Origin of the sequence: Psychrobacter sp. Sarcosine-02u-2, from assembly GCF_002836335.1 — a bacterium.
GTDB classification, from domain to species: domain Bacteria; phylum Pseudomonadota; class Gammaproteobacteria; order Pseudomonadales; family Moraxellaceae; genus Psychrobacter; species Psychrobacter faecalis.
Genome location: NZ_PJBX01000117.1, coordinates 1 through 16114 on the forward strand (window position 1 = coordinate 1; position 16114 = coordinate 16114).

Consider the following 16114-nt stretch of genomic DNA (forward strand, 5'->3'; position numbering starts at 1 on the left):
CATTATTAATTGGCATTGGTACTTAGGAAAGTATTATAGATGGCATAAAGCACGCTTTAATTAAAACGTGCTTTATTAAAATCAGCGCTTATCTCATAGACTATGAGAGAAAGCTCTATTAATTAGTCGCCGCTTCCGTTTGCTCTTCTTTAGCAATTACTGCATTGGCATCGACATTACTGTCATCAGCGACCACCACTTCTTTGACGCCATCAGTCGCTACTGCTTTTTGCGCCGCCGCTGTTGAGCTGGTACCAAAATAACTGCCGGTGATTTGATCGTAAGTGCCGTTTTCTTTTAGTTCAGCCAAAGCTTTATTAAACTTGGCAACCAATGGATCGCCTTTACGGAAGGCAATACCCATCGCATCATCGCTGGTGCTGATTTCTTGACCTTTGACTTCGTAGTCTTTACCGGCGTCGGTTTTTAGCCAGTCGATACCGGTGACTTTATCAGACATCATGGCGCGCACGCGACCTGAGGTTAGATCTAGATAAGCGTTGTCTTGAGTGTCATAAAGCTTGATGTCAGAGTCAGCATGTTTTTCTTGTAGATATTGTGACGCAACCGTCGAGCGCTGTGAAGCAACTGGCTGACCTTTTAGGCCATCGACGGTAATATCATCGCCTTTTTTACCGATGAGGATGATACCAGTATGAAAGTACGGGTCGCTGAATTCTACGACTTCTTTACGCTCAGGGGTGATTGACATGCCAGCGATGGCCGCATCAAATTTCTGCGCATTTAGCCCTGGAATGAGGCCGTCCCAATCTTGCGAGATAACTTCACATTCAGCTTTCATTTGCGCACATAAGGCGTCTACCAGCTCAATCTCGTAGCCAATTAATTTACCATCGGCGTCGGTATAGCTAAAAGGCTTATAGCTTGATTCTGTGGCGATTTTTATATGTAACGGTGCGTCGCTTGTAGCAGCGGCGTCCGTATTTTCTGTAGGCGTTGAGCTGTTGTTACAAGCAGCAAGCATCAGCATCGCTGCACTAAGGGGCGCAAGCCATAGCGCTTTTTTGTTCATTGATGAGGTCATTGAAGTGATCATAGAGGTTATTCCTTAATATATTTACCAGCCGTTATTCATCCGCAATGGTTCAGACATTGGTTAATCGGCGCTTATTGAAACCGTCTGTTGACTAATAGCTATCAATTAAAGACTTCTCGCAAAGCGCATCAAGCAAATTACTGACCGAAGTTTTCTTGCTCAAGACGGGCAAGCTCACCGTTGCTACGGATTTCACTCAGCGCTTTATTAAAGTCGTCTTTGATTGAGTCACCTTTACGGACAGCAATGGCAATATTATCGTCGTTATCAATCTCATCACCCACGATACCAAAACCTTCTGGATTGTCCGCTAACCATGATTTGGCAGAGACTTTTTCAGCAAGTACCGCATCGCTACGACCAGATTTTAGGTCTAAGTAGGCATTGTCATAATTATCATAAAGCTTGACGGTGTTGCCGTCTTTACCTTCATAATTATCTTGTAAATACGCGCCAGGTGTCGTTGAACGCTGGCCACCAAGGGTTAGGTTTTTAATGGATTTGGGGTCAAAGCCGCCTTTGGTATCGGTAAGCCAAACCATGGTATTGGCGAAATACGGCTCGCTGAAATCAACCTTTTCTTGACGCTCTTCAGTGATTGACATACCAGCGATGACGGCGTCGTATTTTTGCGCCAATAGACCTGGAATAATACCGTCCCAATCTTGAGCAACGATTTCACATTTGGCTTGCATTTGCGCACATAAGGCATTGGCGACGTCGATATCGAATCCTGCCAAGCTGCCATCGGCATTGGTATAGTTAAAGGGAGGGTATGCGCCCTCAGTGGCGATGCGAATGGTCTTGCCCGCCGTTTCTGTAGCAGAGGCATCAGCGCTGCTATCAGTGGCGTCATTAGCAGACTGACTACAAGCGCCAAGCATAAGCGCGGCGGTGACGGTCATCGATGACCACAATAGGCGAGAATTCGACATCATACATTCCTTAAATTCTGATGAGGTTTTTGATATAGGGTTCTGATATTTTGTTCTCTGACGTCCCTGCCAGATAAGCAAGTCAATGAACATAAAGACATAGGCAGACGCCAGTTGCGACTGCCTATAAACCCTTTGATAATACCTGACTCAAATATCAAAAACAAACGTTTTGCATACCAACTGTGATTATTCGGTAATAAAAAGACTAAGAAAATTTAGGCCAAGAAAATTACTGAGGGCAACTTTTGTATCACAAGCGTTTTAGGTTTTTTGACATTCAACCAAACACCTGTAAAACATTCGCTTCTAGTTTTGACGATGCGATGCCATAAAGTCTTTAACGCGCTCAGATTTTGGATGGTCGAAAACTTGCTCAGGTGTACCAATCTCTTCGATGATACCTTGATGCAAGAACACCACTTTGCTTGATACCTCACGGGCAAAGCGCATCTCGTGGGTAACGATCAGCATGGTACGCCCCTCTTCGGCAAGCTCACGCATGACCGCAAGTACTTCATTGACCAGTTCAGGGTCGAGTGCCGAGGTTGGTTCATCAAATAATAACACCTGTGGCTGCATGGCAAGGGCGCGCGCTATCGCCACACGCTGACGCTGACCGCCCGATAAATTCGCCGGATAAGCGTCTTTTTTATCGAGTAAACCCACTTTATCGAGCAGCTTTTCTGCATCGCTAATCGCTTGGTCTTTTTTAATTTTTAAGACTTGCGTTGGTCCTTCGATGATATTTTGCAAAATGGTCTTATGCGGCCACAAATTAAAGTTTTGAAACACAAAGCCCACGCGCGCACGTAAGCTTTCTAACTGCTTAATGTCTGCTGCTTGCAATTCGCCTGATTTGGCAGGTTTTAGCATCAGCTCATCATTGCCGATGATGATACGCCCCTGATTGGGTTTTTCAAGCAAGTTAATACAGCGCAGCAAGGTTGACTTACCGGAGCCAGACGAGCCTAAAATAGAAATAACGTCGCCATCATAAGCGGTGAGAGACACCCCTTTTAGCACCGCCAACGAGCCGTAGCTTTTATGGACGTCTTGTAAATCTAAGGCGATAGGCCGAGTCGGATTCTTTGCAGTATCAAGCATGGTTTAGCAGACTTCCAATAAATATGAGTGAAAACATGAATAAAAAAATGCGCCATTGTCGCCTATAATGCGATAAAAAGGCAAACCCTGCCCCTTCAATTATTAAAGGTCATTAGAGTTTGACAGGATAATTCATTGCCGATAAAAAAATACTCAAAACGGCGCTCAGCTTAGATAACTCTAGCTAAGTAGCGCGGTACTTTTTTAAACGGAATCAACAACAAAATAAGGCCCATAACGCATAGTCAGTTATGGGCCTTATTTTATCATCTTAACGCCGCTAGCGCTGTTTTATCTGCTAAATAGTCAGTCGACGCCCGCAAGCGGCATTTAACAAACTCAACTAGTAAGTCGAAATGTGCTCTTCGCTTTCAGTTCCATCAAGGACTTCTGCATCATCAGCAGTTGCTACTGCGACATCATCATTCTCGCTAACGGCCATACCATCATTAGCATCGGCACTTGCAACGGCGACATCATCCGTGCTGTTTGCTGTTGCCACGCCGGTAGCGTTATTTTCTACTGGCGTCTGCGCGTCAGCGGTTGGTTCAACGTCCATTGGCGCTTCTTCTTTTTTGCCGCAGGCGCTGACACTTAATGCTGCTGCTACCAAGCCTACTGTGAGCCAGTTTTTATAGGCTTTATTTTTAATAGCCATTTTTTTCTCCATAATGAGTCTTTAGTTTATTAATCTTTATAAAATTCATCACTTTATTGCATCAGCCAATTGCTATGTCTTTCATTGATAACGTATGAGATAGCGTATGAATTGACCGTCTTAGCGCCCACTATACTCACGATTGACCACGACTACCTTAGCAGTTGCAGCGCAGTTCTGTTAAAAATACGTAACAGACAGCATACTTTTTTATCTCCCATTACTTATAAACGCTATAAAAAGTTAAAAACCTTAAAATACAACATAAGAAAACTCCGCAGTGCTTGCTAAACGGTAGTTATTCACAAAATCGACTTTACTATCGTCCTCATCTCCTCTATGTTAAATAGCAGAGCGCCATTAGAGCGCTAAACGATATTTTTTAGATTATTGATGATAAAAGGACGTTAATTTATGACGCAATCGAATACCACAGATGTAACCGCCTATATGCGGACGGTCGGTAAGCAAGCGCGCGCGGCATCACGAGCATTAGCTGCGGCCAATACTGGCGATAAGAATTCGGCGCTGATGGCAATCTATGATGCGTTAAAAAGCGCCAAAGCTGATATTTTAGCGGCCAATAAAATCGATATGGATAAGGGGCAAAAAAACGACTTGGACGCTGCCTTACTCGATCGTCTAGAGCTAAACGATGCACGCTTCGATGGTATGCTGCAAGGGTTAAAAGACGTGGCGGCATTGCCTGACCCTATCGGTGAAGTGACCGACATGACTTATCGTCCATCAGGTATTCATTTAGGCAAAATGCGTGTGCCACTCGGGGTAGTCGGGATGATTTATGAGTCGCGTCCCAACGTTACCTTGGAAGCGGCTTCGCTGGCGCTAAAATCTGGTAACGCTATTATCTTGCGCGGTGGTTCTGAAGCCTTTGAATCCAATCAAGCGATTGCCAAATGCATTTTACAGGGTTTAAAAAAGGTCGGTCTCTCTGAGCATAGCGTACAAGTGTTAGAAACCACTGACCGCGCTGCCGTCGGCGAGCTGATTACCATGACGGACTATGTCGATGTGATCGTACCACGCGGCGGTAAAGGTTTGATTGAACGTATCAGCCGCGATGCCCGCGTCCCTGTGATTAAGCATTTAGATGGTAATTGTCATACCTTTATCGATAGCGATGCCGATGCAGACACGGCGATTAAAGTCAGCGTTAATGCCAAGACCCACCGCTACGGTACCTGTAATACCATGGAGACGCTATTGGTCGATGAATCAATCGCAGCCGAACTATTACCAAAAATTGCTGAAGCCATCGTAACAGCCGATGACGCCATGCAACTGCGCCTCGATGAGAAGTCACAGGCGATTTTAAATGACAATGTTACCCTGCAAGGTCATTTATCCGCAGCCACCAGCGAGGACTGGGACACCGAATATCTTGCGCCTATCTTGGCAGTCAAGGTGGTAACGGGTATCGATGAAGCGATTGAACATATCAACACTCACGGCAGCCACCATACCGACGTCATCATTACCGACAATTACACCAAGTCACAGCGCTTTATCCGCGAAGTCGATTCGGCAAGCGTGATGATTAACGCCTCGAGCCGTTTTGCCGATGGCTTTGAGTACGGACTTGGGGCGGAAATCGGTATCTCAACCGATAAAATCCATGCCCGTGGACCGGTTGGGCTTGAGGGCTTGACCTCGCAAAAATGGATTGTTTACGGTCACGGCGAAACACGCGCCTAGGGCATTATGGCTGCACTATAATTTATTGGCCAATTCGAGTATAATCTTAAATAACGTCAGCTTAATTGCTGGCGTTTTTTTATTATTGATAAATATGCTATATATGGCATATAAAAATTATTTTGCTGAATAGAACCACGCTATAGGAAGCCGTGCCCATGCAAAGTGGCAAAATTAAACACTGGAATGCTGACAAAGGCTATGGCTTTATCGAAGTAGACAATCAAGATGAAGATGTCTTCTTTCATATCAGCAGCGTGCGCTTATTGCAGCCAATAAGCGAGGGTCAACGTGTCTATTTTAACAGTCAGCGTAATGATAAAAACCAATTACGCGCCACCGAAGTCACCTCTAACGAATTAAGTATTTTAGAAACGACAGACGCAAAAACGCCGCTAGCAAATGCAATCAATCATCATGCAAAAAATACGCATACAAATAACGCTAGCTATCATCGAAAAAACCAGTCAAAAAATAACCAAAGCAAGCCACATAAAAAAACTGGCTTATCTACTTTACTAAGTTTTATCGCTCTTATTGCCGTGACGGTTTTTTTCTTTGGAGATTTGACGTCTAGTTTTTTTGCAGACAGCACGCCAGCAACGTCTATAACGCAGACAGCCCCTAAAACATCTAGCCCTGATACAGCGGCCACAGCAGCTATCACGGGTGACGCGCAAATTGACCAAACACTGGCGCTGATTCAGCAAGGTGGCCCGTTTCCTTATCCGAATAAAGATGGCACCACCTTTTATAATCGCGAAGGCAAATTGCCTGCCCAGTCGCAAGGCTATTATCGCGAATATACCGTGCCGACGCCCGGCGTTTCGCATCGCGGCGCACAGCGTATTGTCACCGGCGGTCATCCGCCAACCGTCTATTATTTGACCGTCGACCATTACGACAGCTTTAGACCATTGCAGGTGAGATGATATGAACCAAGCGATTTACTATATTAAAAAAAATGACGTTAACCAAAACGCTATTGCTCAAAAAGACGAAGCGTTTATTAATGCCATTCCGAAGCATGCGATTAACATTCCAATTGGCGATGTTTTGAATAAAGAAACGCTGCTAAATAGCTTAGCGACAGCCGCCAATTTTCCCAGCTATTTTGCCCATAATTGGGACAGCGCTTGGGACTGTTTGACCGATAGTGATATCACAGATTTCACGCTTTACTTAAATGCGGTAGAAAAAATCAACAGCGAGGACTTTAATGCCTTTAAGCGCCTGATCGAAGACGCCTATAAAGATTTTGGCAAACCGCAATTATGGATTATTGAGGCGTCAGACGATACCTACGCATAGCAAAACGAGCAGAACCTAAATTCGAGATAAAGCCAGTTTTATCCCGAATTTAGGTGAATTCATATTTAGAGAAAGGATGAACTTATGGAAGTAACATTAAACGGATATTACACCCTGATTTTTGCCACATTGGTGCTGTTATTAGGGCGCTTTTTGGTTAAAAAAATTAAGTTTTTGGAAGACTTTAATATCCCAGAACCCGTGGCTGGTGGCTTGATTGCTGCTGTGATTGTTTATGCCCTTAATTTGATTTGGGGTTATAGCTTTAACTTTCACCAAGGCCTACAAACAGCAACCATGCTGATGTTCTTTGCCTCTATCGGACTTAGCGCCGACTTTGGACGGCTGAAAGCAGGTGGTACGCCTTTATTAATTTTTACTATTGTCGTCTCGGTCTTTATTATTTTACAAGACGTGGTTGGGGTAGCGATGGCCAGCGTACTAGGTCTTGATCCGCTGCTCGGCTTGGTGACTGGCTCTATCGCTCTAACAGGCGGCCATGGTACCGCAGGCGCGTGGGGCGTTGTGTTAGAAGAACAATACAATGTCGTTGGTGCCACCACTCTTGGTATTGCTGTTGCTACCTATGGTTTGGTTGCAGGTGGTCTGGTTGGTGGTCCTGTTGCACGCCGATTGATCAATAAAATGGGTCTTAAACCGACCCCTGTTAATCCCAATCAAAGCGACGTCGAAAAGCTTGCTGGCAAGCAGTCGTTATATAGTACCAAGCACAGCGAAGATGGCGATCATCGCCATGAAGAGATGTTTGAAAAACCTGATAATATCCGTCTGATTACCGCCTCTTCAACGATTGAGTCATTGGCTTTGTTTGCAGGGGCGCTGGCGTTTGCAGACATCATGACATTGGTTGCAGCAGATACTGCGTTTGAGCTGCCCACCTTCGTTTGGGCATTAGCAGGCGGCGTTATCATTCGTAATGCCTTAACCATGGTATTCAATTTTGATATGTTCGACCGTGCTATCGACGTGATTGGTAATGCGTCATTAAGTCTATTTTTAGCCATGGCGCTGCTATCGCTAAAACTATGGGAGTTAACAGATTTGGCGGGTCCTGTATTGATTATCTTAGTCGTGCAGACTTTAGTCATGATTGGTTATGCTTATTTTGTTACCTTTAGAATCATGGGTAAAGACTATGATGCCGCTGTTTTGGCAGCTGGACACTCAGGTTTTGGTATGGGCGCGACACCAACGGCGATTGCCAATATGCAGGCAGTGACCGATCGCTACTTGCCATCACCGAAAGCGTTTTTGATTGTACCGATGGTTGGTGCCTTCTTTGTCGATATCGTTAACGCGACTATTTTGCAGATATTTACCAAGTTGCCGTTTTGATAAAGAAGATATAAATCAGAAATTTTGATTAAATAAATTTAGATAAACCCCGATTATAAAAATATAATCGGGGTTTTTTTGGGTTTTTTATATGAGCAAAATGGGCCGTTAACAGCGTCTAACACAACAATTACGCAATTTATAATGACACCACAACCATTAGCCGTTATCAATAACCTATAAAAATATTGAGGCCTATTATGTTAATGGTTGCAGTGATTCTTGTGGTAACAGGCGCTCTAATTATTGGGGCGCTTTGGGGGCTTTACGGCCGCTTACCTAGCTGGCTTGAAGGTAATTTACTGGCGCTCGCTGGCGGCGCGCTGATGATATCGGTCGTCATCGAACTGATACAGCCAGCGGTGACTGACAGCGGCGTTTGGGTGGCAGCGGCCTTTGCCATGCTAGGCGCAGTGGTATTTGCGAGTGTCGATTATCTACTCGATGAAAAGCTCAACGCCGATGGCGGCTCAGGACTACTGGCAGCCATCACCCTCGATGGCATACCAGAAAACCTAGCGCTGGGTGTAGCATTGATCAGCGGCAACGTCATGCAAGTAGCGGCGCTGGCGGGCTCTATCCTGTTATCCAACTTACCAGAGGCAGCAGGTGGTGCCAAAGAAATGCGCCGCAACGGTGCCAGCAATAAAAAAGTGCTCATGCTTTGGATTGGGGCTGCAATTTTATTATCGCTGGCGGCTATCCTAGGCAAGGTGCTGCTAAAAAATGTCGATGACGCCATCATCAGCGCCATCAACTGTTTTGCGGCAGGGGCAGTTATTGCTTCTTTAGCAACCGAGGTCTTCCCAACCGCCTTTAAACGCAGCAACCATTGGGCAGGTATTAGTGCCACCGTTGGCCTCATCTTAGCACTGGCACTAAATCAGCTTGGCGGTTAAAAGGTGGGTTAAATATTTATGCGTTAGTAAGCTATATTGTGCAATAGATTTATCACAATGATGAATTTTACAGTTTAGTACTGTATAGACGGTTTAGTTCGTATAAACTGACTTCCTAATAAATAAACGTCAGCGCAACAAAAAACTGCCTAGCCATTAAGCTAAGCGGTTTTTTATATCTACTTATAAAACCAATTATTAATCAGAAATTACTGATTTTTAGCATAAACAGGAAGCTCTTTACAGATCGCTTCTACTTTACCGCGTACTTCAGCAGCAACTTTTTCATCACCGCGGCTATCTAGGACGTCACAAATCCAACCAGCCAAGTCGCCAGCTTGTGCTTCGTTAAAGCCGCGCGTGGTAATCGCTGGCGTACCGATACGGATACCTGAGGTAACAAATGGCGATTTTGGATCGTTTGGTACGGCGTTTTTATTCACGGTAATGTGCGCATTACCAAGCCATTTATCGGCTTCTTTACCCGTCATTTCTTGCTTGACTAGGCTGATAAGCATCAAGTGATTTTCAGTACCGCCAGAGATGATCTCATAGCCGCGGTCTTGAATCACTTTTGCCATTGCTTTGGCGTTTTTAACCACTTGCTGCTGATAAGTTTTGAAGTTGTCTTCTAACGCTTCTTTAAAGCAAACCGCTTTTGCCGCGATGACGTGCATGAGCGGGCCGCCTTGATTGCCTGGGAAGACAGCAGAGTTTAGCTTTTTCGCCAATTCTTCATCACGTGCTAAAATCATACCTGAACGTGGGCCACGCAAGGTTTTGTGCGTGGTAGTCGTGACCACATCGGCAAATGGTACTGGGTTTGGATAAACACCACCTGCGACCAAACCAGCAACGTGTGCCATATCTACTAAAAGGTACGCGCCAACTTCATCAGCGATATCACGGAAACGCTGCCAATCGACCACTTGCGAATAGGCTGAGAAACCAGCAATAATCATCTTAGGCTTGTGCTCTTTTGCCAAACGCTCAACTTCGTCATAATCGATCAGACCAGTTTCTTCAACCAAACCATACTGTACGGCGTTGTAGTTTAGACCTGAGAAGTTGATATGCGCGCCATGTGTCAAGTGACCACCAGCGTCTAGGCTCATGCCAAGGACGGTGTCATTGGCGTCTAATAACGCTAAGAAAACAGCCGAGTTTGCTTGGCTACCAGAATGCGGCTGAACGTTGACGTATTCTGCACCAAACAATTCTTTTGCACGGTCGATGGCCAATTGTTCGACCACATCAACGTGCTCACAACCACCATAATAACGCTTACCAGGATAGCCTTCAGCGTATTTATTGGTCAGGTCAGTGCCTTGGGCTTCCATCACTGCTTGTGAGCAGTAGTTTTCTGAAGCGATAAGCTCGATGTGGTTTTCTTGACGCACGCTTTCAGCGGCCATGGCTTCAGCAAGTACTGGATCAAACTCTTTGATAGAAATATCTTTAAACATAGTGATGTCCTAGGTAGTGGCTATCGTTAATGGTGATGCTCATTGAAAAGAGGCGAGTAATAAAAGAAGGTAAAATTGGCAAGCGCAGGCAATTGGCCTGTTAAAAACTTGTCCAAATCAGCAATAAAATCGGTGCGCAGAAGGGCATCGACATCATCGCTATAGCTTAAGTGTAGCATGAAACTTTGTGCGATGAGCGCAAAAAAATCTCACGGAAAGCTGAGAGATTTAAATGGCGTTATTAGAGAAATAAATGCGCAATAAAATAAATGACTTACTGATTTTGTATATCAGCTTTTATTGTAATTATTTAATCACTCTTGGACAAAAAAGCCGCTAAAAAAGTCTCACTAATCAGGATTTTACGCCCGTACCAGTCATATAGCGTCTGCCGTTGCCAGCCGTCTGCCGTCTTTTCGATAGAACGTTGATTGGGTAAAGTACGGCGGCGCTTAAACAACACATAGCCAATCGGCGTACCTTTTAGCTGCTGTAAACGGCGAGCGCGCCCCTTCAAACTTGCTAGCGGGAAAATGCTTTGTGCTTGTACCCATGGCTGCTCATTATCGCCATATAGCTGCGACTCGCGTACCCACGCCAATAACGGACGGTTTAACGCCGCGCCTTGCAAACCTAATTGCTTTTTTTGCGCCAAGGATAATAACCGATAACCTTCAAAACTGCGCTCGACGCGTAACGGCTGCCCTGCTTTTACTTCGAGCATGGCCGTCAGCGACCCTTCGGTATTGAGAAAATCTATTAGCTCACTGGGAGCGGATGATGGAGCAGAACGAGAAAAATGAGGAATCATAGTTTACAGCTGATAGAAAAGTATTAGGTAGGAAGTCATTGGGCAAAGATTAGCAAAAAAATGATCGAGGATTAATCAGTACTATCAAACGTTGGCATGTTATCAATATTAAAGGGCAATGCTGCAAAGGCTTGCTTACGATATTGCGCCATATGCATGCGGTCTTTTACACAGAAATTACTAATCGCCGGGACAAAACGCCCATCGTAAATACGGTGCAACGAGTGAGTTTTGGTCGGAACAAAACCTCGGACTAATTTGTGCTCACCTTGGGTACCGGGGTCAAAATACGTCAAACCTTGCTCAATCGCAAACTCGATACCTTGATAATAGCACAGCTCAAAGTGTAGGCTATCATACTCAGCGAGCGCGCCCCAATAACGACCATAAAGCGTGGCGTCTTGGCTATTGGGTTTATCATAAAAAAACAAACTGCTAGCGATAATTTCACCATTGGCGTCAAGCGCTTGCGCCAGCATCAAATGTTCAGGCAGGCTAGCAGCCAGTCTTTTAAAAAAATCTAGCGTTAAATAAGGCTGCTGCCCACGTACCGCGTAGGTCATCACATAACAATGATAAAACGTCTGCCAATCCTCTGCAGTGATAGCAACCCCGCATTTACGCTGGCAAATGATGCCTTGCTCGGCAACTTTACGCCGCTCAGCACGCACGGTTTTGCGTTTTTTGGCTCTAAAGGTTGCCAAAAATGCCTCGAAGTCGGCAAATTGTTTATTGTTTTGACTGACATTTTTATTTTGCCATAAAAACTGGCAGCCCTGCCGCTCAAGTATCGGTAGCTCAATCGGTTCTACTGTACCGCTATTTTTTTGATTATTAAGCGCCATTTCTATATCGGTATCAGTCGGCATTGACGCGTTAGCAATAGCCGCCATCTTAGACGTCACAAACAAACCATGCCAGCTAGAGGCCTCTACTTGCTGCGCGATATCATCAACGCCTGCGATAGCTGTTTTTAAAATATCTGCGTTTAGCGCCTCACCTGCTGCTAGCCACAGACGTTGGCCAGTCACGGGTGTATAAGGCGCGCTAGTCACCAAACGCGGATAATAATCAAGACCATACTGCGCATAAGCTTGTGCCCACGCATGGTCAAAAACGAACTCGCCTTGATGATGCCCTTTAATAAAAACCGGCATAACCGCAACAGGCTGCCCTATTGGTTCTGAAGAAAGCAGCATTGGCTGCGCAGCATTACTTTTATCATCATTCGCATTATTATCAATAACGCCATCTGTCTCATTTGGCCGATGGATTAAGACATAAATCGGCAACCAACCTGCTTGCTCACCAATTGCGCCTGTATCACTAAGTGCTTGCCAAAACTCAAATGTCATAAAAGGCGTATCTGGCGTTTGCCAACGCGCCATATCCTGCCAGCTATTATCACTGAGTAACGCATATTGTAAATTCATCATCACCACGCTATTTTTAGAATTTTTTCTTAAGCTCATTTATTTCTATCGTTTAGCCTAGCAAATACCAGCGCGTTTGCTGTCACAATTTGCAAAAAAGTAAAAATTATCTGGCACTAAAATACTTTTATGAAGAAGGTTTATAAACAAAGGCGCATAAAAATGCCATACGGATAGATTACTAAGTCTTTTATTGATAGGACGTAGGATTGAATGTTGCTAGCGTTAGTATGTTAAAAACAGATACTCTAAAAAAGCTAATTTAAAAATAGATACTTTGAAGTATGTAGACTATTTCAACATTGATAAGCTCATCATTTCACAAACAAGCTTACAAAGTGAAAAAAGGCACTAAAAGCGCGCTAATTACACGCAAAAGATGATATTGAAGGCGAGGACTGGTAGAATAAGGCTATTATTAGCTTAATATAATTCAGATACATAGGGTATGAGCGAAAATAGTATACTTAGTTCAATATACAACATTGACATCATATCAGATTTATAGTGGATCAACTATAATATAGCGTCAGCCATTCGCGCTCAGATCATTGTAAATCATGAGTATTGAGTCGCTGGTTTGCATAAATTTTTAGCAACGGTCTTTTGAGTGTGACCTTTTATAATGTTTTATAATCACTCTTTAATAAAGCTGGTACTTGATCGAGCGCCTGCTTTATAAAGACGAATAAACGCAAATGGCTGGCGACGAAACTTTCTCGCCGTCATACTCGCTCAAGAATGGCACTAAAAGACGACTGATGTATTTGGACCTCGATTGAACCTCGAACCAACCCCGTAGACCATTATGGTATAAGGGCTGTATAAAGCTATTAAATGATACCGCAGCCTTATTAACCTCATTAATGACAACAAGGAATAATCTACTAACATGTCAAAAATTATTTATACAAAAACTGACGAAGCCCCAGCGCTTGCCACCTTATCATTTTTGCCGATTGTAAAAGCATTTGCCCAGACAGCAGGCGTCGACGTTGAAACCAGTGATATCTCGGTCGCGGCGCGTGTGTTGGCTGAATTTCCAGAATACTTAACCGAAGAGCAGCGCGTTCCAAATAACTTAGAAGCGCTTGGCAAATTGACTCAAGATCCAAACGCCAATATCATCAAACTACCAAATATCAGTGCCTCTGTACAGCAGCTAAAAGCGGCTATCAAAGAGCTACAAGGTAAAGGCTACGCGATTCCTGACTTTCCAGACGAGCCAAAAAACGCAGAAGAAGAAGAAATCCGTCGCCGTTATGGCAAAAGCTTAGGCAGCTCGGTCAACCCTGTATTACGTGAAGGTAACTCAGACCGCCGCGCGCCAAAAGCAGTCAAAAACTACGCGCGTAAACATCCGCACTCGATGGGCGAATGGAAGCAGTGGTCACAGACTCACGTTTCGCACATGCATAGCGGCGACTTTTATGACGGCGAGCAATCGATGACCTTGGATAAAGCGCGTACCGTGCGTATGGAGCTGTTGCTCGAAGACGGTACGACCAAGGTATTAAAACCAAAGATTGCCTTGCTTGATAAAGAAGTCATCGACTTGATGTTTATGAGCAAAAAAGCGCTGCTTGATTTCTATGAGCGTGAAATGGAAGATTGCCGCGAAGCCGGTATTTTATTCTCATTACACGTAAAAGCCACGATGATGAAGGTATCACACCCTATCGTCTTCGGTCACGCGGTGCGCATTTATTATAAAGACGCCTTCCAAAAACATGGCGCGTTATTTGATGAGCTAGGTATTAACGTCAATAACGGTATGGCAAGCTTGTACGAAAAAATCACCGAATTGCCAGCCAGCTTACGTGAAGAGATTGAGCGCGACCTCCATGCCTGCCAAGTACACCGTCCGCGTCTAGCGATGGTTGACTCTTCAAAAGGTATCACCAACTTCCATTCTCCAAGTGACGTGATTGTCGATGCTTCAATGCCCGCAATGATTCGTAATGGCGGTAAAATGTGGGGCGCTGATGGTAAATTATATGACTGTAAAGCGGTCATGCCTGAATCGACCTTTGCGCGTATTTACCAAGAAATGATTAATTTCTGTAAGTGGCATGGTAACTTTGACCCAACCACCATGGGTACGGTGCCAAACGTAGGTTTGATGGCGCAAAAAGCGGAAGAATACGGCTCGCACGACAAAACCTTTGAATCTAGCGACAATGGTATCGCACGTATCGTCGATATCGACTCAGGCGAAGTCTTACTTGAGCAGCGTGTTGAAAAAGGTGATATCTGGCGCATGTGTCAGACCAAAGATGACCCTATCCAAGATTGGGTGAAGCTTGCTGTTCGCCGTGCGCGCGAATCAGATACGCCGGTTATTTTCTGGCTCGACCCATACCGTCCGCACGAAAACGAGCTGATTAAAAAGGTTAAAACCTACCTAAAAGATCATGACACCAACGGTCTGCACATCGAAATCATGTCACAAGTTCGCGCCATGCGTTATACCCTAGAGCGCGTTGCCCGTGGTTTAGATACGATTTCTGCGACTGGTAATATTTTGCGTGATTATCTGACTGATTTGTTCCCGATTTTAGAATTGGGCACCAGTGCGAAAATGCTGTCAGTTGTGCCACTAATGAAAGGCGGCGGTTTGTTCGAAACAGGTGCAGGCGGTTCAGCACCGAAGCACGTACAGCAGCTCCTCGAAGAAAACCACCTACGTTGGGATTCTCTCGGTGAGTTCCTAGCCTTGACCGAATCTTTAGAGCATTTGGCGAAAAATGATGATAATGCCAAAGCGAAAGTATTGGCAGACGCCCTTGATAGAGCCACCGAAACACTACTGTTAAATGACAAATCGCCATCACGTAAAACTGGCGAGCTTGATAACCGTGGTAGTCATTTCTATCTGGCAAAATACTGGGCAGAAGAACTGGCTGCTCAAGATGAAAATAGCGAGCTAAAAGCACAGTTTGCGCCGCTGGCCCAAAAACTTGAAGAAAATGAAGCCGCTATCGTTGAGCAGCTGAATGAAGTTCAAGGTAAGTCGATGGATCTAAAAGGCTACTATTTAGCAGATGAAGCGTTGGCTGAAAAAGCCATGCGTCCAAGTCCGTTATTCAATGAAGCTATTGCTTCATTGTCATAAATGCTTGGTTGCAAATAAGATAAAGCTGGCTGAACAAGCTTTATTAAAGTCAGTTTAAAACAAACGCCCCAATAGTCCTAGGCTATTGGGGCGTTTTTATAGGTTCTGTGCTGCTTAAAACGTTCAAAGCAAACACCTACACCAATGTTTTATATGAAGCGCCCTACTGCTATGGTTAGATGACGCTCAATGTTAAAATTATTTTTGAGCATTTACTGGGCCTAAGACTAAGCATAATACTGAGCGTATG

General features: G+C 44.6%; 14 protein-coding genes. 6 read left to right on the forward strand and 8 right to left on the reverse strand.

What is annotated here, in order from left to right; genetic code table 11:
- Window positions 1–118 precede the first annotated feature (118 nt).
- From CXF58_RS02505 to CXF58_RS02520, 4 genes are all read right to left on the reverse strand, one after another.
- On the reverse strand, window positions 119–1057 hold the full coding sequence (locus CXF58_RS02505) for a transporter substrate-binding domain-containing protein (RefSeq protein ID WP_068406000.1): 939 nt from the start codon (window positions 1055–1057) through the stop codon (window positions 119–121).
- 137 nt (window positions 1058–1194) lie between these two features.
- Entirely contained in the window at window positions 1195–1995 is an 801-nt protein-coding gene (locus CXF58_RS02510; protein ID WP_180952506.1) for a transporter substrate-binding domain-containing protein, read from the reverse strand.
- A 306-nt stretch (window positions 1996–2301) separates the two neighbouring features.
- Entirely contained in the window at window positions 2302–3099 is a 798-nt protein-coding gene (locus CXF58_RS02515) for an ABC transporter ATP-binding protein (RefSeq protein ID WP_068406004.1), read from the reverse strand.
- A gap of 343 nt (window positions 3100–3442) precedes the next feature.
- Entirely contained in the window at window positions 3443–3757 is a 315-nt protein-coding gene (locus CXF58_RS02520) for a hypothetical protein (protein ID WP_082894325.1), read from the reverse strand.
- Between the two features lie 414 nt (window positions 3758–4171).
- On the opposite strand from CXF58_RS02520, the gene CXF58_RS02525 reads away from it, so the two are divergent.
- From CXF58_RS02525 to CXF58_RS02545, 5 genes are all read left to right on the forward strand, one after another.
- Window positions 4172–5473: a glutamate-5-semialdehyde dehydrogenase gene (locus CXF58_RS02525; protein ID WP_102076476.1), complete on the forward strand. Its 1302-nt coding sequence runs from the start codon at window positions 4172–4174 to the stop codon at window positions 5471–5473.
- A gap of 152 nt (window positions 5474–5625) precedes the next feature.
- Entirely contained in the window at window positions 5626–6405 is a 780-nt protein-coding gene (locus CXF58_RS02530) for a ribonuclease domain-containing protein (RefSeq protein ID WP_416375566.1), read from the forward strand.
- 1 nt (window position 6406) lies between these two features.
- Window positions 6407–6784 carry a barstar family protein gene (locus CXF58_RS02535; protein ID WP_102076478.1) on the forward strand — a complete coding sequence of 126 codons (378 nt, stop codon included), beginning with the start codon at window positions 6407–6409 and terminating at the stop codon, window positions 6782–6784.
- An 84-nt stretch (window positions 6785–6868) separates the two neighbouring features.
- Window positions 6869–8140, forward strand: a complete 1272-nt coding sequence (gene gltS, locus CXF58_RS02540; RefSeq protein ID WP_068406019.1) for a sodium/glutamate symporter — start codon at window positions 6869–6871, stop codon at window positions 8138–8140.
- Window positions 8141–8340: 200 nt separating this feature from the next.
- Window positions 8341–9039 carry a ZIP family metal transporter gene (locus tag CXF58_RS02545; RefSeq protein ID WP_102076479.1) on the forward strand — a complete coding sequence of 233 codons (699 nt, stop codon included), beginning with the start codon at window positions 8341–8343 and terminating at the stop codon, window positions 9037–9039.
- A 209-nt stretch (window positions 9040–9248) separates the two neighbouring features.
- On the opposite strand, the gene glyA is transcribed toward CXF58_RS02545, so the two are convergent.
- The 4 genes from glyA to CXF58_RS02560 all read right to left on the reverse strand — a co-directional run bounded on the left by glyA (window position 9249) and on the right by CXF58_RS02560 (window position 12749).
- Window positions 9249–10505, reverse strand: a complete 1257-nt coding sequence (glyA, locus tag CXF58_RS02550; protein WP_102076480.1) for a serine hydroxymethyltransferase — start codon at window positions 10503–10505, stop codon at window positions 9249–9251.
- A gap of 26 nt (window positions 10506–10531) precedes the next feature.
- Window positions 10532–10684, reverse strand: coding sequence for a hypothetical protein (locus CXF58_RS13815; protein WP_180952507.1), 153 nt, complete (start codon window positions 10682–10684; stop codon window positions 10532–10534).
- Between the two features lie 131 nt (window positions 10685–10815).
- Entirely contained in the window at window positions 10816–11316 is a 501-nt protein-coding gene (locus CXF58_RS02555; protein WP_102076481.1) for a chorismate--pyruvate lyase family protein, read from the reverse strand.
- A 71-nt stretch (window positions 11317–11387) separates the two neighbouring features.
- Window positions 11388–12749, reverse strand: a complete 1362-nt coding sequence (locus CXF58_RS02560) for a GNAT family N-acetyltransferase (RefSeq protein WP_102076487.1) — start codon at window positions 12747–12749, stop codon at window positions 11388–11390.
- A gap of 892 nt (window positions 12750–13641) precedes the next feature.
- On the opposite strand from CXF58_RS02560, the gene CXF58_RS02565 reads away from it, so the two are divergent.
- Entirely contained in the window at window positions 13642–15864 is a 2223-nt protein-coding gene (locus CXF58_RS02565; RefSeq protein WP_102076482.1) for an NADP-dependent isocitrate dehydrogenase, read from the forward strand.
- The last annotated feature ends 250 nt before the right edge of the window (window positions 15865–16114 follow it).